The 23,461-nt window shown below is 56.9% G+C and carries 19 protein-coding genes and 3 pseudogenes; 12 read left to right on the plus strand and 10 right to left on the minus strand.

Annotated elements, in window-relative coordinates:
* Positions 1 to 34: 34 nt before the first annotated feature.
* From thiD to AC0KVQ_RS13505, 3 genes are read left to right on the plus strand one after another with little or no spacing between them, the layout of a single operon-like run.
* A complete protein-coding gene (gene thiD, locus AC0KVQ_RS13495) occupies positions 35 to 871 on the plus strand; it encodes a bifunctional hydroxymethylpyrimidine kinase/phosphomethylpyrimidine kinase (RefSeq protein WP_473421692.1) in 837 nt (278 codons plus the stop codon).
* Positions 871 to 1,518 (plus strand): thiamine phosphate synthase, encoded by a 648-nt coding sequence (thiE, locus tag AC0KVQ_RS13500; RefSeq protein WP_473421693.1) that lies wholly within the window; start codon positions 871 to 873, stop codon positions 1,516 to 1,518. The genes thiD and thiE overlap by 1 nt, the downstream gene beginning before the upstream one ends.
* Positions 1,515 to 2,018 carry a DUF1993 domain-containing protein gene (locus AC0KVQ_RS13505; RefSeq protein ID WP_473421694.1) on the plus strand — a complete coding sequence of 168 codons (504 nt, stop codon included), beginning with the start codon at positions 1,515 to 1,517 and terminating at the stop codon, positions 2,016 to 2,018. Before thiE ends, AC0KVQ_RS13505 begins: the two co-directional genes overlap by 4 nt.
* A gap of 50 nt (positions 2,019 to 2,068) precedes the next feature.
* On the opposite strand, the gene parC is transcribed toward AC0KVQ_RS13505, so the two are convergent.
* The 4 genes from parC to AC0KVQ_RS13525 form a co-directional block, all read right to left on the minus strand.
* Positions 2,069 to 4,444: a DNA topoisomerase IV subunit A gene (gene parC, locus AC0KVQ_RS13510; protein WP_473421695.1), complete on the minus strand. Its 2,376-nt coding sequence runs from the start codon at positions 4,442 to 4,444 to the stop codon at positions 2,069 to 2,071.
* Positions 4,441 to 4,983, minus strand: coding sequence for a nucleoside 2-deoxyribosyltransferase (locus AC0KVQ_RS13515; RefSeq protein ID WP_473421696.1), 543 nt, complete (start codon positions 4,981 to 4,983; stop codon positions 4,441 to 4,443). Before AC0KVQ_RS13515 ends, parC begins: the two co-directional genes overlap by 4 nt.
* 1 nt (position 4,984) lies before the next feature.
* Positions 4,985 to 6,961, minus strand: coding sequence for a DNA topoisomerase IV subunit B (gene parE, locus AC0KVQ_RS13520; RefSeq protein WP_473421697.1), 1,977 nt, complete (start codon positions 6,959 to 6,961; stop codon positions 4,985 to 4,987).
* A 72-nt stretch (positions 6,962 to 7,033) separates the two neighbouring features.
* On the minus strand, positions 7,034 to 7,435 hold the full coding sequence (locus AC0KVQ_RS13525) for a magnesium chelatase subunit ChlI family protein (protein ID WP_473421698.1): 402 nt from the start codon (positions 7,433 to 7,435) through the stop codon (positions 7,034 to 7,036).
* Between the two features lie 121 nt (positions 7,436 to 7,556).
* Between AC0KVQ_RS13525 and AC0KVQ_RS13530 the strand changes: the two are divergent.
* Positions 7,557 to 7,613, plus strand: a pseudogene (locus AC0KVQ_RS13530) (DUF4113 domain-containing protein); the annotation flags it as partial.
* A 96-nt stretch (positions 7,614 to 7,709) separates the two neighbouring features.
* Positions 7,710 to 7,991 (plus strand): hypothetical protein, encoded by a 282-nt coding sequence (locus AC0KVQ_RS13535; protein WP_473421699.1) that lies wholly within the window; start codon positions 7,710 to 7,712, stop codon positions 7,989 to 7,991.
* A 468-nt stretch (positions 7,992 to 8,459) separates the two neighbouring features.
* Here the strand turns inward: AC0KVQ_RS13535 and AC0KVQ_RS13540 are convergent.
* The 3 genes and pseudogenes from AC0KVQ_RS13540 to AC0KVQ_RS13550 form a co-directional block, all read right to left on the minus strand.
* A pseudogene (locus AC0KVQ_RS13540) lies at positions 8,460 to 9,230 on the minus strand (IS3 family transposase); the annotation flags it as partial.
* Positions 9,231 to 9,287: 57 nt separating this feature from the next.
* Entirely contained in the window at positions 9,288 to 13,241 is a 3,954-nt protein-coding gene (locus tag AC0KVQ_RS13545; protein WP_473421700.1) for a hypothetical protein, read from the minus strand.
* 697 nt (positions 13,242 to 13,938) lie between these two features.
* Positions 13,939 to 15,069 (minus strand): annotated as a pseudogene (locus tag AC0KVQ_RS13550) (YifB family Mg chelatase-like AAA ATPase); the annotation flags it as partial.
* A gap of 66 nt (positions 15,070 to 15,135) precedes the next feature.
* Here AC0KVQ_RS13550 and AC0KVQ_RS13555 point away from each other — a divergent pair.
* From AC0KVQ_RS13555 to AC0KVQ_RS13565, 3 genes are read left to right on the plus strand one after another with little or no spacing between them, the layout of a single operon-like run.
* Positions 15,136 to 16,182: a sensor histidine kinase gene (locus AC0KVQ_RS13555; protein ID WP_473421701.1), complete on the plus strand. Its 1,047-nt coding sequence runs from the start codon at positions 15,136 to 15,138 to the stop codon at positions 16,180 to 16,182.
* Positions 16,145 to 16,912 carry a LytR/AlgR family response regulator transcription factor gene (locus AC0KVQ_RS13560; protein WP_473421702.1) on the plus strand — a complete coding sequence of 256 codons (768 nt, stop codon included), beginning with the start codon at positions 16,145 to 16,147 and terminating at the stop codon, positions 16,910 to 16,912. The genes AC0KVQ_RS13555 and AC0KVQ_RS13560 overlap by 38 nt, the downstream gene beginning before the upstream one ends.
* Positions 16,905 to 17,315 (plus strand): DUF2721 domain-containing protein, encoded by a 411-nt coding sequence (locus AC0KVQ_RS13565; RefSeq protein ID WP_473421703.1) that lies wholly within the window; start codon positions 16,905 to 16,907, stop codon positions 17,313 to 17,315. The genes AC0KVQ_RS13560 and AC0KVQ_RS13565 overlap by 8 nt, the downstream gene beginning before the upstream one ends.
* 7 nt (positions 17,316 to 17,322) lie before the next feature.
* Here the strand turns inward: AC0KVQ_RS13565 and AC0KVQ_RS13570 are convergent, their stop codons facing one another.
* The 3 genes from AC0KVQ_RS13570 to AC0KVQ_RS13580 form a co-directional block, all read right to left on the minus strand.
* A complete protein-coding gene (locus AC0KVQ_RS13570; RefSeq protein WP_473421704.1) occupies positions 17,323 to 17,709 on the minus strand; it encodes a diacylglycerol kinase in 387 nt (128 codons plus the stop codon).
* A 1-nt stretch (position 17,710) separates the two neighbouring features.
* Entirely contained in the window at positions 17,711 to 18,448 is a 738-nt protein-coding gene (locus AC0KVQ_RS13575) for a BPSS1780 family membrane protein (protein ID WP_473421705.1), read from the minus strand.
* Positions 18,449 to 18,595: 147 nt separating this feature from the next.
* Positions 18,596 to 19,786, minus strand: a complete 1,191-nt coding sequence (locus AC0KVQ_RS13580) for an acetate/propionate family kinase (RefSeq protein WP_473421706.1) — start codon at positions 19,784 to 19,786, stop codon at positions 18,596 to 18,598.
* A gap of 358 nt (positions 19,787 to 20,144) precedes the next feature.
* Between AC0KVQ_RS13580 and AC0KVQ_RS13585 the strand changes: the two genes are divergently transcribed.
* From AC0KVQ_RS13585 to AC0KVQ_RS13600, 4 genes are all read left to right on the plus strand, one after another.
* Positions 20,145 to 20,657 (plus strand): hypothetical protein, encoded by a 513-nt coding sequence (locus AC0KVQ_RS13585; RefSeq protein WP_473421707.1) that lies wholly within the window; start codon positions 20,145 to 20,147, stop codon positions 20,655 to 20,657.
* Positions 20,658 to 20,731: 74 nt separating this feature from the next.
* Positions 20,732 to 22,027, plus strand: coding sequence for a histidinol dehydrogenase (gene hisD / locus AC0KVQ_RS13590; protein ID WP_473421708.1), 1,296 nt, complete (start codon positions 20,732 to 20,734; stop codon positions 22,025 to 22,027).
* Between the two features lie 66 nt (positions 22,028 to 22,093).
* Positions 22,094 to 22,423 carry a hypothetical protein gene (locus AC0KVQ_RS13595; RefSeq protein ID WP_473421709.1) on the plus strand — a complete coding sequence of 110 codons (330 nt, stop codon included), beginning with the start codon at positions 22,094 to 22,096 and terminating at the stop codon, positions 22,421 to 22,423.
* A 2-nt stretch (positions 22,424 to 22,425) separates the two neighbouring features.
* A complete protein-coding gene (locus AC0KVQ_RS13600; RefSeq protein WP_473421710.1) occupies positions 22,426 to 23,262 on the plus strand; it encodes an HDOD domain-containing protein in 837 nt (278 codons plus the stop codon).
* Positions 23,263 to 23,461: the final 199 nt, after the last annotated feature.

The raw sequence follows: 23,461 nt of genomic DNA on the forward strand, positions 1-23,461 counted from the left end.
TGCATTTTAAACGTAATAGAGTTGATTGCTTGCCATGAGTTTCAAGCCGCCCGCAGTACTGGTTTTAGCCGCTAATGATCCGTCTGGCGGAGCCGGGTTGGCTGCCGATGTACTGACCCTGGCTTCACTCGGGTGTCACGCCTTGCCCGTCGTCACGGCACTAAGCGTGCAGGACACGGCCAGCCTTGCAGACTTCATGCCTGTCGAGGCCGAATGGCTGGATGAGCAGGCGCGCTATGTTCTGGAAGACATGCCGGTGCATGCCATCAAGGTTGGCGCCATCGGCAGCGTGGAAAACCTGGCCGTGATTGCCGGCATTGCTTCGGATTACCCGGAGATTCCACTGATCCTGGACCCGATCCTCTCCGGCATCCACGGCGATGCCCTGAACGAGGAGGAATATATCAGCGCCATGCGTGAACTGCTGTTGCCGCACACGCTGATCATGACACCCAACAGTATCGAAGCCAGGCACCTGGCAGCAGACGAGCCGGATGAGCAGGAAGAACTGCCACTCGACCTGGCGGCCAGCCGGTTGATCCAGGCGGGATGCCAGTATGTCTTGATCACCGGCACCCATGAAAACACGCCGGATGTCATCAATGCACTTTATTCCGAAATGGGGCGTGTCAGCAGCCATAACCATACGCGCCTGCCCGGCAGCTACCACGGCGCAGGCTGCACGCTGGCCACTGCGCTGGCCGCGATGCTGGCCAGCGGTGCCGATATTGCCACTGCAGTCAAGGAAGCGCAGGAATATACTTGGCAAGCACTATCGAATGCCTACCGCCCGGGCATGGGCCAGCGCATTCCTGATCGCCTGTTTTGGGCACATCAGGATGACGACGATACCCCAGGAGAAACTGCTTGATGATTCACGGCCTTTACGCGATCACACCGGATCTATCCGACACGGCAAGCCTGCTGGAAAAAACCGGACAGGTACTGGCAAACGGAACCGGCATACTGCAATACCGCAACAAGCTAGCCGATGCCCTGCTCGCCAAAGAACAGGCTTTGGCCTTGCGTCGAATCACGCGCGAACATGGCATCACGCTGATCATCAATGATGATCTCGATCTGGCACTGGCTGTCGGGGCTGACGGCGTGCATCTGGGCGGTGATGATGGCGACTTGCTGGCTGCGCGCAGCCGAATGCCGGAGAGCATGCTGCTTGGTGCTTCCTGCTATAACGACCTGACCTGCGCCCGTGCTGCAGCAGCTGCCGGAGCTGATTATGTGGCATTTGGCGCGATTTTCCCTTCCGGCACCAAGCCGCTCGCCAGACGTGCGAGCCTCGATCTGATCCGGCAGGCACGTGCCGAGCTAGCCGTGCCGATTGTTGCCATCGGCGGCATTACCCTGCACAACGCAGCCGAGGTTATCGCTGCCGGTGCCGATAGCATTGCCGTGATTGCCGCATTGTTTGATGCGCCGGATATTGGCAAGGCGGCGCGCCAGTTTTCCGATCTGTTTCACGTGAAACAGCCCGATCCAGCCCTGGGAGCCTCATCATGACCATGACCTACCGTCAGGCAACCGTTTCGGCCTTCGTACGCGCTCTCAGCAACCTGTCCGGCATTCTCGACAAGGGCGCTGAATATGCCCATATCAAGAAATTCGACGAAAGCATTTTGCTGAATTCCCGCCTGTATCCAGACATGTACCCCCTGATCAAGCAGGTTCAGGTAGCAACGGATATGGCCAAGTTTTGCGTGGCACGCCTGACCGGTGAAAGCGCACCAACCTTTGCCGACGATGAAACCAGCATTGCCCAGCTCAAGGAACGTATCGCCACGACGATTGCTTATATCGCCGGATCAAGCGAAGCCGCTTTTGCCGGCGCTGCAGATCGGGAAATCATCCTGCCATGGATGCCGGACAGGCCAATGAAGGGTGAATTCTACGTATTGCATTTTGCCCAGCCCAATGTCTACTTTCACATCACCATGGCGTACGCCATCATGCGTCACAATGGGGTTCCGCTGGGGAAAATGGATTTCATTGGGTCGATGTAGATCGATCACACACAAACAAAAGGCCACACAGGAATGTGTGGCCTTTTTTATCAAAAACCGGGGAATTTCAGCCCGGCATTGATGGGTTTGCCGCGTCTGGCGCGCTTGCCGATATAAGGCGCCATCTCATTGGCATCCAGTATCAGCTCTATCGGCTTGCTGCCCCGGCCCGTACCAGAAAGCTTCAAGGTCACCCCGTCACAAATGGTAATGGCAGACAGACTATCCTTGTCATCCAATGCCATGGTGATCACACCGCGCCCTCCCCCGGCCAGCTGCTTGAATTCCTGCAGTGGGAACAGATGCAATTTGCCCGACTTAGCCAGGCAAGCCACCAGTGAGGTTTCACGTGGAACAAAGGCAGAAACCCTGAGCAAGGTCTCGCTCGCTTCCAGCGTAATGAAACTCTTGCCGGCTTTCTGGCGTGACAACAGGTTCTCGAACTGACAGGTAAAACCGTAGCCCGCGCTGTTGGCGATCACCAGCCAATCCTGCTGGCTGCCGCTGATCATTTGCGTAATCTTCGACTTGGCAGCCAGATCCACGAGTGTGGTCACAGGAACACCATCCCCACGCCCGCCCGGCACACTGGATGCGGCAATGGTATAGGCACGCCCGTCACTGCCAAACAGCACCAGCTGGTCCACGGTACGGCATTCAATGACAGCGAGCAGTTTGTCACCATCCTTGAACGACAAAGATTGCAGATCGATTCCATGTCCCTGGCGACTACGCAACCAGCCTTTGTCCGACAAGATAATGGTGGTTGGCTCATCCACTACTGCCACGTCGATCACCGCTTTTTCAGCTTCTTCGATCAGGGTACGGCGCGGATCGGCATACTTCTTCCGATCGGCTTCGATCTCCTTGATGATCAGCTTCTGCATGGCAGCAGAATTGGCAAGCAGATGCTCCAGCTCTTCCTTTTCGGATTTCAGCTCAGCCAGTTCCTGCTCAAGTTTGATACCTTCCAGACGCGCCAGCTGGCGCAGGCGAATTTCAAGGATGTCCTCAGCCTGGCGATCAGACAGACTGAAGCGGGCGATCAATGCGGCCTTGGGTTCGTCCGATTCACGGATGATGCGAATCACTTCATCGATATTCAGGAAGACAATCAGCCGACCTTCCAGGATATGAATACGATCATTAACCTGACCCAGTCGATGCTGCGTGCGGCGGGTTACGGTCTGGAAGCGGAAATCAATCCATTCCTGCAGCACCGATTTCAGTGATTTCTGCGCCGGACGGCCATCGCGGCCGATCATCACCATATTGATTGGCAGGCTGCTTTCCAGCGAGGTATGTGCCAACAGCAGTGTCATCAAGTCATCCGGGCTTTGGCGCGATGACTTGGGCTCGAAGACAAGGCGTACCGGGCAATCCTTGCCGGACTCATCGCGCACGCGATCCAGCACCGAGAGCATCAGCTGCTTGGTCTGCACCTGTTCCTGGCTGAGGGCCTTTTTGCCTTTCTTGATCTTCGGATTGGTCAGATCCTCGATTTCCTCGAGCACCTTCTGCGCCGAAGTCCCTTGCGGCAATTCAGTCACGACAATCTGCCACTGCCCACGCGCAAGCTCTTCCTTCTCCCAGCGCGCACGTACTTTCAATGAGCCACGACCTGCTTCATAAGCACCCAGGATATCGCGCTGGGCCGAAATGATCTGGCCACCACCTGGCAAATCCGGGCCGGGCAGATAAGTCATCAAATCGCTGACCGATAACGCAGGATTGCGGATCAATGCAACGGCAGCTTCGGCAACCTCGCCCAGATTGTGCGATGGAATTTCGGTTGCCATGCCGACGGCAATGCCGGAAGCCCCATTGAGCAACAGCACTGGCAAACGCGCCGGTAGCAGCACAGGCTCTTCAAATGCGCCATCATAATTGGGAATGAAATCGGTTGTTCCCTTGTCGATCTCGGCCAGCAACAACTCGGCAATCGGGGTGAGGCGTGCTTCGGTATAACGCATCGCCGCAGCACCATCGCCATCGCGCGAGCCAAAATTGCCATGACCATCGATCAGCGGATAGCGCAAGGAGAAATCCTGGGCGATGCGCACCAGTGCATCGTAGGCCGACTGGTCGCCGTGCGGGTGATATTTGCCGAGGACCTCACCCACGATTCGCGCGGATTTGACCGGCTTGGCATTGTGAGCCAAGCCAAGCTCGTGCATGGCATACAACACGCGCCGCTGCACCGGTTTCTGGCCATCCTCGACCTGCGGCAAGGCACGGCTCTTGACCACGCTCATCGCATATTCGAGGTAGCTTTTTTCCGCATACAAACCAAGCTGAACGGATTCACCGTCATCGGGCTGCAGCGATACCTGGGCCTCGATAAAGCGCTTGCCTCCGCCACCATGGGCATCGGCAGGCATCTCTTCCAGAAGATTCAATAGATCAGGTTGGTTATCTTGAGTCATGTTTCACGTGAAACCGTTATAGGTTTTTTACCAAGCCACGAAGCCATAGAAGCAATGGCTTCTTCCGGTTGAGCATCAAAACTCACGCCTGCCGCCGCATCCCACAACATCAGATTGATCGGTGCAGCGAAGTCTTCAACCACCCATCCGCTGTCATCCAGCCAGACGCTGGCCTGCCTGCTGCAAGGCAAGCGATTGATCAGGGAGGCATCCGGGCGGCAGTCAGGCAGCCACAACCAGACCGGCTTGCCCAGTGCATGGGCAAATCCGACTTCGAACGCTGTGCCGGAATCGGGTTCAGCCAGGGAGCGGAAAGCGCGCAGGTCGGCGAATACGGCATCGGCTTGTCGTATCAGTGTGCAATTATTGGCAAAGATCCAGCGCCGCAGTGCTTGCTTTTCACTGCACGTATCAGGCAACTCACCATCAAGCGGATACAAACCCTGGATAGCGTTGGTCGCACACGCCGCCACCAGCCTTTTACCCCAAGCTTGCGCATCCTGGCGGAACACGCCTGGCCCGGCCAGATAGACTTTCATGTCAGATATCGGCCTCAACTTCATTGCCCCGCGCCTCCAGCCAAGCCCGCCGACTGCTGGCCTCACTCTTGCCCATCAGCATATGCATCAGGTCGCGTGTATTGCCGGATACGTCCTGATGCACTGCCACGCGCAACATGCGGCGGGTATCCGGATTCATGGTGGTCTCGAACAGCTGCTCTGCGTTCATTTCACCCAGCCCCTTGAAGCGACTGATACTCCAGGCACCCTCGCGGATCTTTTCCGCACGCAACTTGTCGAGGATGGCATTGAGCTCGCCCTCATCAAGCGCGTAAAACTTGCGTGGCGGCTTGTTCTTGCCTGCACCTGCCACATCGACCCGGTACAGCGGTGGCTGGGCAACATGGATATGCCCATGCGAGATGAGTTGCGGGAAATGACGATAGAACAGGGTCAGCAGCAATACCTGGATATGCGAGCCATCAACATCGGCATCGGACATGATAATGATCTTGCCATAGCGCAAACCGGACAAGTCAGCCGGACCATCCAGCGTGTGGGGATCCACGCCAATGGCCACAGCGATATCGTGCACTTCGTTGTTGGCGAAAATCTGGTCACGATCGACCTCCCAGGTATTGAGCACCTTGCCGCGCAAGGGCAAGATGGCCTGGTAATCCTTGTCCCGCCCCAACTTGGCCGAGCCACCGGCCGAATCCCCTTCGACCAGGAATAATTCGCAGCGCTCGGTTTCATCGCTGGCGCAATCGGTGAGCTTGCCCGGCAGCACAGCCACGCCAGAGGATTTTTTCTTTTCGACCTTTTGTGCATTCTTTTGTCGCGCCTGTGCGGCTCGGATCGCGATCTCGGCCAGCCTCTTGCCGAGATCGACATGCTCGTTCAACCAGAGTTCGAATGGAGACTTCACCATCAGCGAGACGAGCTTCAGCCCATCGCGACTGGTGAGCTTATCCTTGGTTTGCCCCTGGAATTGCGGATCAAGCACCTTGGCGCTCAGCACAAAGGTGCAGCGGCTGAACAGATCTTCCGGCAGCAGCTTGACACCTTTGGGTAACAGGTTATGAAAATCGATAAAGGTTTTGACCGCCTGGAATACCCCGTCCCGCAGGCCAGATTCATGCGTGCCACCAGCCAGCGTCGGAATCAGATTCACATACGACTCACGGCTGACCGGGCCATCCTCGGTCCAGGTCAGCGCCCAGGCACAGCCTTCACCGGGCGCGAAGGTTTCGTCATCCTCACCGATGTATTTTTCGCCTTTGAAGATGGGGATCAGCTGGGTATAGCCGGCAACCAACTCACCCACGTAGCCGGTAAGACCATCCGGATAGCACCATTCCCGCGCAATGAATTCACCGTTGGCCTGTTCAAGCTGCAGGGTAACAATCAAACCGGGCAGCAGCACGGCTTTGGATTTGAGCAAGTGTTCCAGTTCGCCAACGGGAATCGCCGGGCCATCGAAATACTTGGGATCAGGTGCAACAAACACGGTTGTGCCCGTATCCTTCTTGGCACAGGAACCCACAACCTTGAGCGGATCAACCACTTCTCCGCCACCAAATTCGATACGGTGCTGCTGCCCTTCGCGCTTGACCTCAACAATCAATTGCGTGGTCAGTGCATTGGTCACCGAGACACCCACGCCGTGCAAGCCACCCGAGAACGCATAAGCGCCGCCCGATTTCTTGTCGAATTTGCCACCGGCATGCAGTTGCGTGAATACCACCTGCACGGTCGGCACACCCTCCTCCGGATGGATGCCAACCGGGATGCCGCGACCGTTATCAGCAACCTTCATAGTCTGATTGCGGTACAGCGTCACATCGATGCGCGTGGCATGCCCGGCGAGCGCCTCATCCGCCGCGTTGTCGATGACTTCCTGACAGATGTGCAGCGGATTATCGGTTCGGGTATACATACCCGGCCGGTGTCTGACTGGATCAAGACCTTTCAGAACCTTGACCGAAGATTCGTCGTATTTGGGAGCAGCAGCCATGTTTCACGTGGAACGCGGAATAATCAGCCGGGGAGTCTAGGCGCTGTCCCTGCAAGATTCAAGACCGATTTCTCAAGCCCGACTCAGCGATCTTCGATACTGGATGGCCTCCGCCAGGTGTTTTGCTTCTACTCGAGCAGCACCATCCAGATCGGCAACGGTACGCGCCACACGCAAAATACGATGGCTGGCTCGGGCGGAAAGCCCGAGTTTGGCAATGGCTGCGCTGAGTAATTCACGCCCAGCTGAATCCGGCATGCAATGACTGTCGATTTCCTTGGAGCCCAGCGCATGATTGGCCACACCCTGTCGTTCGATCTGCCTGACGCGCGCCAGGCAAACACGCGTCTGCACTGTGGCACTGCACTCGCCATCGGCTACGGCAAGCAAGGTTTGCTCGGGCACGACCGGTACTTCGATCACCAGATCGATCCGGTCAAGCAAGGGGCCGGAGATTCGGCCACGATTGGCCATCTTCAAAATTGAACTAACAGGTAAAGATCTTACTTTCAGCGAATTACAGCATGTGAGCCTAACCGAAATTTGAATAAATTCTGCACTGTTAATCTGAATTCAATGATTAAACGAAGAGCCGAACAGCCTTTCGCCCTCTTGGACAACCCGATGGGAGGATTTGCCGGTGGCACGATGATGGATCAAAACCGATCCAATGACTGAGAGGCTATTTATATACTCAGAAGCTGAAAGAAAAATCTACAATCCATGTAATCATAATGAGAGATCCAGCATGGATGCCACGGTTCTAAATCTGGTTCGAGCTGAGCCTATAAAATACGCACAGAAAGCTGAGAAATTGCTACTTGATGCCGAAGCTCAGTTGGGAGAAGCAGCCATTCGTTACAGCAAGACAACCAGTCAGTACTGCAGCCAGGAAACCAAACTTGAGCAGGCTCGTGCTATCCATCGCGCCATCACGTCCATCACTGCTGGTCAGCGGGTCAAGTTTTCGGATGAAGTCACCTTGAAACGATGGCTCAGTAATACTTCCGTCTATCTCAGTACAAAGTAATCTCAATTAGATCGAATGGCAGCGAAGGAGACCAACCATGGAGTTGGAAATATTGGCTGGGTCTTGTGCCCCCCGTTGAAGCACCCTCCTGCCACCTATAATCCGGCAAAATATTTATCCGGCACATACACCTTGAATGCATGCGGCGCTATACAGGTATGTGAACAGATGTTTCTAACCCACCACTCCATAACAAGAGAATGACATGATCTCGAAGCTCGATCACTCACTCATACAGCACGCCAGTGATACTGACTATGTTGCATATCGCGTCGCTCAACTTTCGGCCAATGCTGCTGAGCTCGAAGCCCACGCAGCGCTTAGTGCTGCAGCCCGCCAGGCCCGCGCCGCAGCAGACGCCGCAGCGGCTTGGGCTGCACACCTTGCTCGTTGACCGGCAGATTTCTGCCTTTTCTTGCATTGTAGATCGGTAATCCCCCCATTTTTAGCAGCTGCCAAAAGTAGAGGTTATATAGCCAAAGCCAGCTTCTGTTTCGGCGTGATGCCTCCCAGTGCCATATTGGGCCGTTCATGATTGTAAGACCATAACCAGTTCGTCGCGAATTCCTGCACTTCAGCAATCGATTCAAACAGGTAATGGCTCAGCCAGTCATAGCGCGCCGTCCGGTTGTAGCGTTCCACGTAGGCATTCTGCTGTGGATTGCCTGGCTGAATATATTCCAACCGGATACCCTGTTTTTCCGCCCAGGAACGTACGGTATGGCCGATATATTCAGGGCCGTTATCACTGCGAATCGCCTGAGGTTTGCCTCGCCACTCGATGATCTGCTCTAGCGTCCGGACCACGCGCTCCGCGGGTAATGACAGATCAATTTCCATGGCAAGCGCCTCGCGATTGAAATCATCGATGAGATTCAGCAAGCGGTAGCTGCGACCATCTGCCAATTGGTCGTGCATGAAACCCATCGACCAGCGCGTATTGATATGCTCAGGCACCATCAGTGGTTCGGGTTTCTCTCGAACGATCCGTTTCCTGGGCTTGATGCGTAGGTTAAGTTCCAGTTCGCGGTAAATCAGATACACCCGCTTGTGGTTCCAGTGGTGGCCCTTGACATTACGCAAGTACAGAAAGCAAAGGCCAAAACCCCAGTTGCGCTGGTTATGCGTCAGCCGAACCAGCAGATCGGCAATCTCATCATTCACTGAGGCAAGCTTCGGCTGGTAGCGATAGCACGTCTCGCTGATGCCAAAGGCCAGGCAGGCCAGTCTGACGTTGATTCGCTTGCCGGTGCCCCCAATCGCAGATTATAAGTTGTTACCGGCTCCCTGCACGGACTAACCCATGCGGGTCAGTAGGACATCACCGTATACGCGCATTGCAAGGGAGTACTGTGGGACGTCTCCGAAGTGTTTAGCAACAGCGTCGTTCGCCCTCTTCGTAGCATCAATGACGGAGGCGCCCTCTTCCCAAGCTATCAGAAATGGATCGAGCCAGTTGTATGTGACTAGCACGTTGAGTGGCCAGGGTGATGCGATTACCGCCCGACTGCCCCCATTGAGAAGCTGCTTAGGCAGGCTGGTGGTCGAGTTGTCCCAGGGATTCTTGTCGATCCGCCCGCCACTGCACACAAAAAGAATGACCAGCTCGACTCCTGCGAGCGCGCTCGCCAGAGCAGAAGGTGCCTCCACAAGTTCTCCGTCATCGCGGATGCTATGCAGGTAGCGTCCGTCACTGCTGAGTCCCCCATGCGCAGTCACCACGGCGAGACCTGCATCCTTCATGTCACGCGGAAGCCGTCGGCCGGTGTCGACGGCAAACCCGAACTCCTCGAAGCTTCCGCTGAGACGGCTTAGCGCAACGTCAAGCGTCTTTGCGGAGTCAGCTTCGCTTGCCTCGACGCCATTGCGGTCGCCCACGTTCGGGCCATCTTCAAGCTTCGAGTCCAGTTCGGCGGAAATCCAAGCCTTGTAGCTCGTTTTTCCGGATCGCTGCGTAGCTCTCGCCGCAGCAAACCAGGTCAACGAAGGCACCGCTCCGATGGAACACTGCGCTCCTGCTAGGTAGCCCCAGCCACCATCGTCGGGCTGCATGACGACCAGGTTGGCAGTCAACTGCTGGAGCACAGGCTCCGCTACGACTATTAGCCTTTCGGCTCGTGGGAAGCGAACGTCCAGCCGCTCCATCGTGAGGTAGAAGATGTTGTTGCCGTCGCATCGGTCGACTGTTCCGTATTGCCTCGGAAACTCCACCAGCCAAGCATCAAAACGCTGCCGGAACGTCTGATCCTGCCGTGGCTGTTCTACTGCGCGAGCCTCCCGGTCTGCGACGTGCGTGACCGACAGTTCACCCTTATCGTCCAAGGCCATGAATACAACATCGCAGCCGGTATCATTGAGTTCAAAGGCGTATTGCGTCACCCAGTCCAGCGTCATCACAGGCGCGTCGGATGGGAGCTTTACGGTTTGGTCGGCAAGCAACTCGACCGCGAACGCCGCCTCGGAACTGACGATAGTGCCTTGAGGACCAACGTCCAAGAGACGTCTTGCCGCCAGCCCGATGTAGGCATAGTCGCGTGCGACATCCACAGCGAAGGCCGCGCGTTGCACTTCGTTGAACATCGCCAGAACGTCGTCGGCAGAGGGCTTCTCCGCAGAGATGGTCTTGATTGTGTTCGCGACCTTGTTCCCAACTTGCTGAAGCGCCGTTTCAAGAATCGCCCGCGTAGCCGGAGGCACTGTCCCGCCGACAGCTGCGACCTTGGCGGCCGCTTGGCCAAGAAGCACCGCGAGGGGAAACAGGCGGTTCCTGTCACCCAGCGCACTCTCGGAGGCCGCGGAAATTTTGGCGAGAAGCTCTTGCAGCTTATCCAGGGAGGCATTTTGAGCCTGCATGAGCTGCAAGCCAAGATCAGCAGCAACAACCCGAGAGTCGGTATCCGGGTCAAAACCTAGATCTCCCAGGAGTTTCTTCATCGCTGGAAAGAACTGACGGGAGAGGTCGAAGAGGCCAAGGTCTCGCAGGATGCGATGGATGGCATACACCTCCTGCCACAGGTCCGCTTTGGGGACAGTGACGTCGGTCGCGAGCGCGCAAGCCATACCCACAAGCGAGACGACATGGTTCCGGCAACGGTGATAGACGTCGGCAAATGCCGCCCACGCCAACCGCTGCCGAAGCGGCGAAGTCTGCCCCATCAGCAAAATCTGCGCGGCGAAGTCTCGTGCGCGCTGAAACTGACCTGCCGTTGCAAACTGCGCCGCAAGCAGTCGCATCAAGCGAATGTCGTCATCGCGCTCCCGCGTCGCGTGAGGACACACAGCGCAAGCGATAAAGACAAGCTTTTCTATGAAGACTAGGTCAGTGTCCTCTCCCTCCTGTCCGCTCGTTCGTTGAGCCAGCTGCCCGAGTGCGTCGACAACATCGTCCGGAGACGCGACGATAAGCTCTCGAGGGATGATGGTCACACCGGGCTCACCCCCCCCGATCCCACCCATCCAGAGAAGAGCGTTGGCTATGGAGGTTGTTACTTCCTCGTTAAGCAAGTCGGCTTTGGTATCCGCCGGCATCGCCATCGACGGTGGCAGTGCGATTCCGCGTTCTGCCAGGTCAAGCATGGTCAAAGCGATGAGAGGGACACCTTGGTCGCCACAGGATTCGACGGATAGGAGCGTTGTGAGGTTCGACCGGACGCCATCGTCGGCCGGATAACGAGCCAAGAACTCGAATGCGGATTGAAAGAGTCCCCGGTAGTAGTCGCGCTCTTCGTTTGGCACCAGCTCCCGCAGCATCATTGAGCGAATGGAGAAAAGCAGAACTTGCGTGGCTTGCCTTCCATAGGCTTCGGACGTCGTGATGATGCTCGCAGCGTCGGCCGCCTCTCGGAACCTGCCGACGCTCATCGCGTGTATCGCACAGCACACGACCGCAAGTTCCCACCACTCCTGACCCAAAGACCGAGCTACTTCGATGGCCGCGTCGTAGCTCGGCTGAAATGCCGACAGCCGTCCCTGCAATTCCAGATGGTGTGCAGTGAAGCCCGCTGTTGTGAATCGATGCTGCTCACCAGATCTTGCCTCTTGGCAGTTCATCAGAAGCCGACGGTCGCGGTTTTCTCGCAGTCGCTCAGAGCCCGGCACAAGCGCTTCCAACCGAGCATCGAATTTCGCGATGCGGTCGTTGTCTTCGAGCTGGGTGGCAACTTCCAGCCCCTCTTCGAGCCAAATGTAGTCAACGATACCGTCAGGGTCCTCAGGCAACAGCTCCTCCGCTAGGTCCTCGTCGCCGGCCTGAACCGCGATTTTGGCGACCTGGATAGCGACTTCTAACGGAAGCGCAGGCAGATGGGGCTGTAGTCGCCTGAGGAGAACTAGGGTGTTACTTTTTTGCCCCGTTCGGTTCACAAGCTGGACGAGCGTGTGCAGCTTGGTCCCTTCAGAAAGGCCCAATCCATCAAGCTCCGTCATCACTTCTTCAAGCCGACCTTGAACCGTCATTAGTACCCAGCCCTCGGTGCGGGCTGCGAGCACCTCCTCCATGTCGTTTTCATAGGTCAATTCGAGGACATAGCAGCCGTCTACCGACAGAAGCTGCTGCTGATTTCTCGGCTTATGAGCGGGAACTTCCCGCACGTGCACCATGGCATAACAGTCCATACGTTGGAGAGTTGGGACGAGCTGGCGACACAGCGACGTCACATGAGGCGTCCAACGATCCTCAGGAAGTCGCGTGGCAGTTGCCCCGAACGCGACTGGAAAATTGACAGTGTGGTCCCGAAAGCGGCTCGCCTCGGCGACTGCGATGAGCCTGCGTAGGCCCTGTTCCTCCACGATGGGAATCAAGTCTGCGACCTCGAGCGAGGGAGCATTCAGCACCCGGATGATACGCCGTAGAACATTCTCCTCCTCAATATCGACGGGATGTCCGCGCAGTTCCTGGGTTGCCCTCAGCAATGCTGAGAACACTGTTTCCTCAGTGACCGTCGTCGTTTCCGCTGGCGGCAGAAGGATGGTGGCGCCTCTGAAGACACGATGCCCGTCTTTGTCGGTTGCCCCGAATAGGAGGGCTGCCGTGATGCGACCAACTACCTCTCGCAAAGAGCCTCCTATTACGAGGTCAGCGCAGCCCAAGTCGAAGCCCTTTTCGAATAGGACTGCCGGGTCAAAGCCTTGCAATGCACGTACTTGAGCTTCTTGTTCGCTCACCTGAATTTCCTTGTTGTCTTGTTCAAGTCTGCTTTGTTGAGTGTCACTTTCGAGTGCAGAGACTCTCTGGGCCCGTGCACGCAACATCAACCAACTCCTCGGCCGTTGCTACTGGTCGCTGACCTGCATAACATCGTCGATTGGAGCCAGTTTTGAAGGTTTCCGTTGCGATTCAGATGTCACCTACAATCTTAGTCTGAGCAGATAAAAGGGCTACGGCACTGTATTGATCGATTCCTGCTGTTAACAATTCCCTCGAGAGGGACAGTTTGCAAGCTGTGCCTGCAAATTTCCTCCGCAGCTTCGCGGCTCCGGCCGCATCTCACGTCAAATGTTATGCAGTAGTATTCGGAGACTTCAGTTGACCGAAATTGAGATGAAGTATGGCTTTCCTCTCTTTGCCAAGCCATTATCACTCGTCAGCCTTGGTAAGAACGAAAAGCTCGTTATCTCTGACATATGGGCCTTCTGGGATTAGCTCTATGACAAAGGATGGCCGCCACTTTGGTGTAAATCCACTCACATGAAGTGCTTCCGCGCTCATTGCGGAACATGTGCCCGCCTCGGGGGTTCAAGCCCAGTGGCTAACTGGGCGCTTTATTGTGAATGGAGTGAAACCAGGAGACTGACGTTCCTGCCTGTAAGGGCGTGCAACTAATAGGCACAGTGAGCAGCCCTTGTGCGCTAACTACGGCGGTCTCGTTGCCTGCTCGACTTTCCGGGATAGAGTTCTGGCTGAATGGGCCAATCGTCGAGGTTTGACTCTAACTTTGATGAAATTTCTGGATAACTTTGAAGATGGCCAACGATAGCGATTAATCTGATCTGGGGTGCAGCGGCATGCATGTTGCGGATGGCCAAAGTAGCCGCATGGACACGGATTCATTGCCGCCAGCAGCTGGAATCGTGCCGGAAACTCGGCCTGGTGTGCCGCGCGGGAAATCAGGATGCGGCCATTTTCCATCGGCTCGCGCAACACTTCGAGCACCTTGCGCTCGAACTCCGGCAACTCGTCCAGAAACAGTACGCCATGGTGCGCCAGTGATACCTCTCCCGGTTGAGGAGTGCTCCCTCCCCCCACAAGCGCGACGGCCGACGAAGTATGGTGCGGCGATCTGAAGGGACGCCTGCCGTATTGCCGGACATCCAGCCCGCTCCGGCTCAAGGATTGCACCGTGGCGGCCTCCAGCGTCTCCTCGGCGGTCATCGGTGGCAGCAACCCTTGCATGCGCTGGGCCAGCATTGATTTTCCGGTGCCTGGCGGGCCGATCATCAGTAGCGAATGGCCACCTGCCGCCGCAATTTCGAGTGTGCGTTTGGCATGCTGCTGCCCTTTGACATCCGACAGGTCGGGATAGGCTGCAGCAGTAGCCTCCGGACGATATTCGGCGGCAGGTAGCGGCTCGACCAGAGCAAGATGGCGGCACACCGACAACAGGTGATCTGCTGCCAGAATGCGTGCCTGGCCAACCAATGCGGCTTCGGGCGCACTGGCGCTGCTGATGATCAGGGTGCGGTCGGCCCTGGCAGCAGCAATCGCCAAGGCCAAGGCACCGTGAATTTCCCGCAGCTCACCGGTCAATCCCAGCTCGCCGGCGAATTCATAATCTGCAAGCTTGTCCGTCGGCAGCTGGCCGCTGGCTGCCAGAATCCCGATCGCGATGGGCAGATCAAAATGTCCGGCCGATTTGGGCAGATCGGCCGGAGCCAAGTTGACGGTGATACGCCTGTTTGGAAATTCAAAACCGGCTACCATAAGAGCCGCACGCACCCGATCACGCGATTCGCGTACTTCTGCCTCGGCCAGGCCAACAATATTGCAAGCTGGCAGACCATTGGCCAGATGGACTTCCACTACGACAGGATCGGCCGCCACACCGTGCAGTGCGCGGGATTGCACGATGGCAAGCGTCATGTCATTTCAATCCCAATAAAAATATTTCATGAAGTTTATACACCATGAAAGCATAAAGAGCGAGACATGACAAAAGCAGACTTGATAGAACCAAGACTGCCCGACTTTCGCAATGTCGGGGTCATCGCCCGTGCACTGGTCGGGGTCAATATCGGCTTGATGTTTCATCTGCTGATGGTGGTGCCTGACTGGGCCAGCTGGCTGGAGCAACTGTTTGCCGCAGCGCTGTGGTGCGAGCCCATGCTGCTGCTTGCACTGGCTATGCTCGCACTCCTGTCGCCATGGCTGGCACGCCAGCCTTACCATCATGGCGTCGTCCTGTGTGTGCTGTTGGCCATGTCCAGCGCCTGGCTGGTCCGCCTGCTGTATGGCGATATCACCGAATCACTGATGCAGCCCTTGCCGTGGCGTTATGAATTTGCTGCCGGCTTGACCGCATTCGGGCTGCTGGCCTACTACCGGCTCTGGATGCGCGCGCTGTCACCACGGGTGAGCGAAGCCCGTCTGGCTGCGCTGCAGGCACGCATCCGCCCGCATTTTTTCTTCAACAGCCTCAATGCCGTACTGTCATTGATCCGGTCCGATCCGCTGCGTGCCGAAACCTTGCTGGAAAATCTTTCCGACCTGTTCCGCGTGGCCATGGGCAGGCAGCAGGGGCTTTCCACCCTGGCACGTGAAGTGGAGCTGGCACAAGGCTATATGGAAATAGAAAAGGTCCGGCTGGGTGAGCGCCTGATACAGGAGTGGTTTATCGACAATATGCCGTCCATGGCGGCCATTCCGCCCTTGATTTTGCAGCCACTTCTTGAAAATGCTGTCTATCATGGAATAGAGCCCTCGCTGACACCGGGCGTGATCCGGGTCAATATTTTTCAGTCACGCGACGAGGTTCACATAGATATCCGCAATCCCTTGCCAGAAAAGGGGGGCGGAAAACGAAACGGAAACGGCATGGCGCTGGAAAACGTTCGGGAGCGCCTGCTTTTACATTTTGATGCGGCAGCCATGCTGACAACCAAAGTCCTGGCGGACCAGTTTCTGGTCCATATCGTGCTGCCTTATCAGGAGATTGCCGATGCAAAAACCACTGCGCATTTTTCTGGTGGACGATGAAATGCCTGCCCTCAATCGGCTGAAGGATCTCTTGGCCGATTGCATGGAAGCATTTCCTCACGAGATAGTCGGCACGGCAGCCAACGGCATGACGGCATTGGCACAGCTGGCCGACACCCACGCCGATGTGGTCATTCTCGATATCCAGATGCCGCAGATGAGCGGCATTGAAGTCGCCCGCCGCCTGCTGGGTCTGGCACACCCGCCGCTGGTCATCTTTGCCACGGCGTTTGAGGACTACGGCGTGGCCGCCTTTGATGTGCGCGCCGTGGATTATCTGCTCAAGCCCATTCGCCAGGAACGTCTGCTGGCAGCACTGCACCGGGTCGAGGAGCTACGCCAATCCCGCCCCACCAGTGCCGGCGCATCCAACGGTGCCCGCACCCATTTCAGCGTAACGGAACGCGGCCGGGTCCATCTTATCCCGGTCAGTGATGCGATCTATCTGAAGGCCGAGCAAAAATACATCACCTTGCGCACCCTTTCCCGCGAATACCTGCTGGAAGATTCCCTGACCCATATCGAGCAGGAGTTCGGCTCACGCTTCCTGCGCATTCATCGCAACTGTCTGCTTGCGCGCGATGCCATCGCAGGTTTTGAACGTGAGGTACAATCCGGCGGAGAAGCTCGCTGGGTCGCGGTATTGCATAATCTGGCGGAACGACTGCCGGTAAGCCGACGCCAGCAGCATGTCATCAAGGAATTTGGAAAGCCACTTCAGGATGGATAGTTTCAGCATTACCACCCCTTCACTACTCTTCCCTGCCGTATCGCTGCTGTTACTCGCCTATACCAACCGGTTCCTGGCGATCTCCAGCATCATCCGTCAATTGCACGATACCCATCGGCGCGATCCCAACGAGAGCATCTTGCGCCAGCTGGACAATCTGCGCCGTCGGGTCTGGCTGATACGCTGGATGCAGGCGGCAGGCGTGGCCAGCCTGCTGTTGTGCATTGTTTCAACGGTAAGTTTTGCCCTGAACGAGGCTTTTGCCGCTTACCTGCTGTTCATTTTCAGCCTGGTGCTGATGATGATCTCGCTTGTGTTGTGCCTGGTGGAAATCATGATGTCCGATGCCGCACTGAATGTCCTGCTTGCCGACATCGGCATGCATCCCGTCGGCGAAAAGTGATTGCGATTCAAGCCAGCAACACCACTACCCACATCAATACCAGATTGATCAGGCATACCAGCTGCGCGGCGCTGCCCAGATCCTTGGCTCGCTTGGCCAATTCGTGATGTGCCAGCGAAGTATGGTCGACAGCCGCCTCAATCGCCGAATTGAGCAATTCCACGATCAGTGAGCCAAGATGGCTGCCGATCAACACCGCCCGCCCCCAAGCCGGCAGTGGCAATACGATACAGGAGATAGCGCCGGCAACGGCCAGCAAGGTGACCTGGCGAAATGCAGATTCATTGCGCCAGGCGGCAGCCAGGCCATCCAGCGAATAGCCCAACGCATTCAGAATGCGCCGCAATCCGGTCTTGCCCTTGAACGGGCTTTCCGAGCCGGAGCCGTGTGGCATTTCAGTCTTCATAGATATCCGTATAGCTGGTGTAGGAAGTCAACAACATGACCGGCAGTGCTACCAGCAAGCCGAGCATGAACGGCAGCATGGCCAGTGTCAGCAGAAAGATTCCGATAAAGCCCATGATCAGGATCGGACGCCAGTTGCGCCAGAAGCCCAGAAAGGACAAACGCAAGGCATCGCGCGCCGACAAGCCGTGCAGCACCACAAGCGTGGGCGCGAAGAAATAGGCGCTGTACACCATGGAGATACTGGAAAAAAACATGAGCAGGAATGGCCACATCGACAGCAAGCCACGTTCCTGCAACAGTTCCGGCGTTGGCTTGGGCATCAAACCCAGTTCGAACGAAAAAAACATGAACGCCGCCAGCACGACAATCACCGCCAATACGCCAGCAATATAAAACAGGCCGATTTTCAACAGTTCAACCGGCTCGGAAAAGGTGCTGAACAACTCCATCAGCACCGGCGGCTGCTGATTGTTGACCGAATTGCGCGCAATCCGGACCAGCCCTCCCACCAGCAAGGGCAGCAGCAGAGTGCTCAAAAACCAGCCGATGACGGGGATGGATGAGCCCAGCAAGAACGCCATGGAGGCGACCAGCGTAATCACCATCCACTGCAATGGCGCACGCAGAAACAGGACAAAAGCGTCGTTGATCCACTGCCAGCCACAGCCGGCACTGCAGCGCTTGGGCTCGATATCATTGTCGATGACGACTTCAATTTCCTGCATGGCACACGCTCTCAAGGGCAAATGCGTTAATGCTAGAAACCACCGGGCATTCTGGCAAGCAAAAGAGTTTGCCCGGCGAAGATGAAGAACAAATAACAAAAGGCCGACAGGTCTCCCCATCGGCCTTTCGCAGGATCAGATCAACGATCAGGCAACTTGCTTGACGGCTGCACGTGCGATCATGATTTCTTCGTTGGTCGGGATGATCCACACAGCGATCTTGCTGTTGGCTGTGGAGATCTTGCGCGGCTCGCCCGAGCGCTTGGCGTTGGCTTCCAGATCGATCTCGATGCCGAGCCAGGCCAGTTGCTTGCAGACGTCGGCGCGAACGATGTCGTCGTTTTCACCGATACCGGCCGTGAACACCAGCGCATCGAAGCCTTCCATGGCGGCGGCCAGCGAAGCGGCTTCACGCGAGATGCGATGGCTGAAGAAGTCGACGGCAGCCTTGGCGCGCGGCTCGGTCGAAGCATGCAGTTCACGCATATCGCTGGAAATGCCGGACATGCCGAGCAGGCCGGATTTCTTGTAGAGCAGGTCTTCGATCTGCTTGGCATCCATCTTCAGATGGTTCATGCAGTGCAGGATCACGCCGGCATCGATCGAGCCGGAACGGGTGCCCATCGGCAGGCCATCGAGCGCGGTGAAGCCCATCGTGGTGGCTTGGCACTTGCAGTCCTTCAGTGCGGACATCGAAGAGCCGTTGCCCAGGTGGGCAACCACGGTGCAGCCCTTGGCAGCCTTGGCGTCGAGTTCCGGCAGTACGCTGGCGATATAGGCATAGGACAAGCCGTGGAAACCGTAGCGGCGGATGCCTTCCTTCTGCGAGAACTCGTACGGCAGCGCGTAGAGCTGGAACAGTTCCGGCTGGGTGGTGTGGAAAGCGGTATCGAAGCAGGCCACTTGCGGAACGCCCGGCAGCAGATCGCCCAGGATCTTGATCGGGGCGATGTTGTGCGGTTCGTGCAGCGGAGCCAGCGGGATCAGGGCTTCGAGTTCCTTGATCACTTCCGGAGTGATCAGAACCGGCTCGGAGAACTTGGTACCGCCGTGCACGACACGGTGACCAATGGCAGAAATCTTGCCGCCTTCGGTCTTGTCCTTGAGCCAGTCGAGGATGTGATGCAGCGAAGTATCGTGGCCCTTGGGCTTGTCCGCCGGCAGCTTTTCATTGGCAATCTTGTTGTCGGCGGCATCCTTGGCCACAAAAACCGGATCAACATAGATGCCGTCGATCTGACCCTTGTACAGCATGATCGGATCAGCAGCAGCAGCTTCAAACAGTTGGAACTTGATGCTGGATGAACCAGCGTTGATGACAAGAATCAGATCTTTCATTTTCAGACTATCTTCCCTGAACGGTTAGCGAGGGCATCAAGGCCAACAGGCCCATCAAATGCCGTGCGTTTGGATCATCCGCGTGGAGGCATGCACGGGATAATCAATACATTTCTGGCCAAAAACACCAGTCTGCGCAGGCCAGGCAAACCCGAACCTTGCTTGCACCACAAACGCTGTACAATCTGCCTCAGAAACAGCGCCGAGTCATTGGGCGTAATCACATAAGCCGGACATCAGGCAGCCTGCGATTATAGGATTGCCGCAATGCGCTGCAATGCAACAAATCACGCTGGCGCGTAGTTTACCGGCCGGTTTCTGGCCAGGATTTGGTTAATATCAACGCACGACTTGATCCATGACGCCAATTTATACCACCCACCTGATTTGCGCCCCCGAACTGGATAAAGCCGGCGCTGCCGCCACGCTGTTGGTTCAGACCGGTGAACAGGTTGAAGCCGACACGCCCTTGGTGCGATTGCACGGCCCGGATTGGCAACTGGATATCTGCGCGCCAGCCGCTGGCCTGATCGGCGAAATTGCCATTTCCATCAGCGACCGAATCTGCAGCAATGATTTGCTGTTGACCATGGAAATCGAAGAGCAGCCGTTTGTCCTTTTTCCCATGCTCGATACCGAACCGGTATTTGCACCGGCCTGCCAGCTGCCCTATTGCGCGACCAAACCGAACGCCAGCCACGCTCCCCTGCAGGTGTTGCCGGAAGCCGCCAGCCTGGCCGGACAGCTGGGCGTTGACCTGGCGGAGGTTAAGCCGGGGCCGGATGGCATGCTCGACAGCGAAGCGGTCACCGCACATGTGCGTGACATTCTGGTGCGCTGGCGCAAGCTTCGTCGCCTGTTGACGGACTGAAGCTGATGGCACGGTAAGCCTCGCGCATCGCGGTTATAATCGTTTCAACCCTTCAAAGTTATCCGGATACCGACATGCTGCGCCATCTCGACTCTTCTTCCCCCGAATTCCAATCCAGCCTGCAAGCCCTGCTGGCTTTTGAAACCTCGCAGGATCCGCAAGTCGAAGCGCGGGTTGCCGCCATTCTGGCCGATGTCAAAGCGCGCGGAGACGAAGCGGTCGTCGAATATACCCAGCGCTTTGATCAGGTAGCCGCGCAGAGCATGGCTGACCTGGAGCTCTCGCAGGCCGAACTGAAGGCGGCTTTTGAGCGCTTGCCCGTGGTGCAACGCAATGCACTGGAAGCAGCCGCCGAGCGTGTCCGCCGTTACCACGAACACCAGAAGGCCAGTTCCTGGCAGTACACGGAAGCCGATGGCACGGTACTCGGCCAACAAATCACACCCTTGGACCGGGTCGGTATCTACGTGCCGGGCGGCAAGGCCAGTTACCCGTCCTCGGTCTTGATGAATGCCCTGCCCGCACACGTAGCCGGCGTAGAAGAAATCATCATGGTGGTGCCGACCCCGCGTGGCGAGAAAAACGATCTGGTGCTGGCAGCGGCCTATATCGCCGGGGTATCGCGGGCCTTCACCATCGGTGGCGCGCAGGCCGTCGCGGCACTGGCCTACGGCACCGCATCGATCCCGCAAGTCGACAAGATCACCGGGCCGGGCAACGCGTATGTGGCTGCCGCCAAGCGCAGCGTATTCGGTATTGTCGGCATCGACATGGTTGCCGGCCCCTCGGAAATTCTGGTGATCTGCGATGGCCTGACCGACCCGGACTGGATTGCCATGGACCTGTTCAGCCAAGCCGAGCATGATGAAATTGCCCAGTCGATCCTGCTCTGCCCGGATGCGGCTTTCATCGACCGCGTTGCCGCCAGCATCGACCGACTGCTGCCGCAGATGCCGCGCCAGGACATCATCCGCGCCTCGCTCACCAACCGCGGCGCTCTGATCAAGGTTGCCGATCTGGAAGAAGCCTGCCGCATCGCCAACTGGATCGCACCCGAGCACCTGGAATTGTCGGTAGCCGACCCGCAAGCCTGGCTGCCGCAACTCAAGCATGCCGGCGCCATTTTCATGGGCAAGTTCACCTCGGAATCACTTGGCGATTATTGTGCCGGCCCCAACCATGTATTGCCGACCGCGCGCACAGCCCGCTTCGCCAGCCCCTTGGGTGTCTATGATTTCCAGAAACGCACCAGCCTGATCCAGGTTTCCGCGGCAGGCGCGCAGCATCTGGGCAAAATTGCCTCGATTCTGGCGCACGGCGAAGGGCTGCAAGCGCACGCGCGATCAGCAGAGCTGCGCCTGGAGCAATAACAGACTATCCTAATATTGACCAGGATGGCAGGTGCCTATCCGCATGCATGACAGGGTGGTGTATCGATGAACAAGCTTCGCAGGTATCTTTCCTTGCCAGAACTTGAGGTAGACATGGTTCTGGCCAAACCCTTGATCCTGTCCGAACGCGGACGAGTCACCCTGCGCCTGCCTGCCGGCCATCTCCTGACGGAAACCAGTCTGGCGCAACTGGAAGCACATCACGCCGAATATGCCTGCATTGAGCTTGAAGACCTCCGCACTGAGGAGGAGCGTTTGCAGGATTGGCAGCAACAGGAAACCAGACTGCAACAGATTTTCCGTTTTGCTGATCTGGGCAAGCCGGAAATCCATGCGTTTTACAACGCTTTGCTGACTTACCGCAAAGGCTGCTGAGCATGACGATCACGCCCGATGCCGTCCTGGCCAGTCTGTCCAGACTTCCCGCGTTCCCGAGCATTGTCTTGCGCATTCTGGAAACGCTGGAGGACGAAAACTCCAGCATCACCGTGCTGGTCAATCATCTGCAACGTGATCCGGTCATTGCCGGCCACGTACTGTCTGCGGCCAATCGCTCGTCGCAACATGGCCATCGCAGCATGGGCGGCATCTCGGCTGCGGTGTCCTTCATCGGCATGCGACGCGTGCGGGAAATTGTGCTGGCCACCAGCCTGGTCGATCTTTCCAGGCAAACCCGCAATAGCCGGTTTTTCTGGGAACACAGTCTGGCGGTAGGCATCTGTGCCCAGGAATTGGCGCGCGAATTCTCGCTGAATGTCGACCATGCCCTGATAGCCGGCCTGCTGCATGATATCGGCAAGCTATGGATGTCCTGGCTCCATCCGGCGCTACACCAGCAAGTCAGCGACACCATAGAACAGCAACCGCGGCCGCTGTGCGAAATCGAGCAGCAAATTTTCGGCCTGGATCACTGTCAGATTGGTGAGCTGGTTTCCCGGCACTGGGGCCTGCCGGCGGAAATCGTCGAGGCAATTACCTGCCATCATCACCCCGACAATCATCCCGAACTAGGCAAGCTGGCAGCGCTGACCCATGTGGCAGAAGCAATCAGTAACGGACTGGATATTCCCTGGCGCGACGACAATCAGGTCAATGAACTGTCCGACCATGCCTTGCGCGTGCTTGGCCTGGATTGGCAAGCCGAATCAACCAGCGATCTGCTGGGCCGCATGGATGCGCGGTTCCATTTCGCCAAGGCACTCCTCAAAACATAGAGGGCCAGCGGGGATCACCCGCATGGCCCTCCATGCCTGGACAAATTTCGTTTCAAATCCGCCTGAAACCTGCAAGCAAGCGATGGGCGGGTACTTAGCAGGATGGTGAAAAACCAAACCCCACCTTCGGTTTTTCACCCCTGAATTTCAAAAAACTGCTTCCTCTTCAAAATCAGCCTGATTTTTCGTCAAATCAGAC

This window comes from Formivibrio sp. oc-25 (assembly GCF_055810895.1).